Raw genomic sequence first — 2,209 nt, forward strand, 5'->3', positions numbered from 1 at the left:
GAGGTGCAAAACGGGGAATATCTCGGGGAGGACGACATTGTGCGCTTTGAGGATGACTACGCCCGCCAGTAAAGGGATCCCCTGGGCATCCGAATCTACGGTTTGTGCGTAAAGACCCCCGAAAGCTTACAGATTTCTGCATGTTGGGCAAACTTGGGTCAGGTGGGCCAAGGGGCTTGCCTGCACTAGACAAGTGAGGGATAAGCAAGAGGGGGTCAAGGTGACGCAGAAGGCAAGGCAGTGGGCTTTGTGGGTTGCCGGTTTGCTTTGGTGTTGCGGGCCGACGGCTGTCCACGCAGCGGAAGTCATTTCTCTGCAAAGGCTGGGCTACGACCGCTCGGTGCTGCTGCAAGGAGCTAACCCGCGTCTAGATATCGGGATCCCTGCCCCCCTGAACGGCCTTGACCCCGAGGCCAGCTTTGTGCAGTTGCGCCTGACTCCCTCGCCGGTGCTCAAGCCCACGTCCACGGTGCGGGTGCTGATCAACGAGGAGCTAATGGGCCTTTTTCTGGTGCAAGATCTGCGGCAGGAGCCGGTGGTGCGAGTGCCCATCCCCAGCTTGGCCGCTGGCGAGCGCTTTATCACCTTGTCGGTGCAGCCTTTCCTGAGCATCAGCGACGATATTTGCGCCGACTTGAATACCGGCAATTTGCTGCTGACGGTAGGGCGGGACAGTTTCTTTGAGCTGGTGCCCCGCGCTCCCGATGCCACAGTGGCCGGTTTTCTGGGCCGGCTGTATCCTCAGGTTACTTTGGTAGTGCCGGCCAATCCTTCCTCTGAGACGGCGGAAGCAGCTCTGTGGCTGTACAGCCTCCTTTCTCACCTGTTTCCGCAAACGCCCATCCTGTGGAGCAACCGTCCGAAGCAGGGGGCACAGGTGATCTTAGAGCCGGCCAATTTCACCCCCCACTTGCAGCATCAAATTACCCCAGAGGGATCCCGCCTGCGAGTGGCCGCCCGCCGGGAGGCTATTCTTGCTCTCTATGAAGAATGGAAGCGGGCGGGGCTGGTCAGCCGCGGCATCCAGGTGACAAGGGTGGCGGATCTGGAGAGAGCGCTCAGGGCCAACCGCCTCAGCCTGCGAGAGCTGGGGATCGTGGATCCGCTGCTGCGGGGGTTTGGCAGCCAGTCTTTGGTCTTCAACTTCAACCTGTCCCAATTGGGGGGGCGGCCGCGGGATCTGGCGGCGCAACTGGATGTGATCATGAACCCGGTGGATGGCCGAGTGGGGGATCGCCTCACCGGCTACGTGTTCTTGAATGGCGTTCTGTTGCGCACCTACAACCTAACCGGGCGCACCCAGCTCAACGAGACCGTAATCCTGCCCACCCGCCTGCTGCGCCGCTTTAATCAACTGGAGCTCCGCTTTGACTATGGCGCCAGCCCCGGTAATTGCCAGGGATCCCTGACCCCGCTGACTTTGCAAGTGCGTTCCGATAGCTCTGGCCTTCTCTGGAGCGGCTACCAAGCCCCTAGCGGCGAGCTGCAGGAGATCCCGGCGGTGCTGCAGGGATCCGGACGGGTTGGGCTGGGGGATCCCCAACTGCTGCCGGCTGCCGCCTACCTGGTCGGTGCCCTCAGCCGGCTGGCTGCCCGACCCCTGCTGCCCACCCTTGAGGTTTTGCCCAAAGAGGAAGCCAACCTGGAGACGGGGAACTTTGCCTGGCAGGTGATCGTGGCTGGGCCAGATCAGGTGGAGCTTAATAGCCCCATCCGGCTGGGATCCCAGTTTGAAATCATCAATCCCCTCAACCGGCAGGTGGCCTTGGCCGCTCAGCCTCAAGAAAACCTCGGCCTTTTGCAGTACTTTCTCCTGAAAGGTAAGCCGAACCTTTGGCTTTCCTGGTGGGGATCTGACCCGGTTTTGGCAGAGCGCCTCAGCCGCGGCCTTGCCGATCCGCGCACCCGCCTGGCCAACCAGCTACAGGGAAACGTGCTCACCGCCTATGCCGCTGCCCCCGATCTCACCCAAGTACAGAGCTGGGATCTCACGCCGGCAGGCTATCGAGTGCGCTACCCCGGTCGCTTCAGTTGGCAGCTTTTGTTGTGGCAATACCGCTATTGGTTAGTGCTGCTGCTGGCCCTTTTGCTGGCAGTAGGAGCCTGGAATACCTACCAACGCTTGGCCCGCCGCCCTGAGTCGCCCACCCTTTCCTAGGGGGGTTGGCAGAGCATGACTCTAGTCAATAATAAGCTCAACTATACTGAA

General features: G+C 60.9%; 1 protein-coding gene and 1 pseudogene. Both read left to right on the plus strand.

The genetic code is table 11. The features are described from left to right. A pseudogene (locus tag NW843_RS07060) lies at nt 1-72 on the plus strand (mannose-6-phosphate isomerase); the annotation flags it as partial. Nucleotides 73-220: 148 nt separating this feature from the next. Next, the gene (locus NW843_RS07065) at nt 221-2,158 is read left to right on the plus strand and encodes a cellulose biosynthesis cyclic di-GMP-binding regulatory protein BcsB (protein ID WP_414522509.1); all 1,938 of its coding nucleotides are present in this window, start codon (nt 221-223) and stop codon (nt 2,156-2,158) included. Nucleotides 2,159-2,209 lie beyond the last annotated feature (51 nt).

It is taken from the genome of Synechococcus sp. R5-12 (assembly GCF_047502655.1).
In the GTDB taxonomy this organism is placed as follows: Bacteria; Cyanobacteriota; Cyanobacteriia; order Thermostichales; family Thermostichaceae; genus Thermostichus.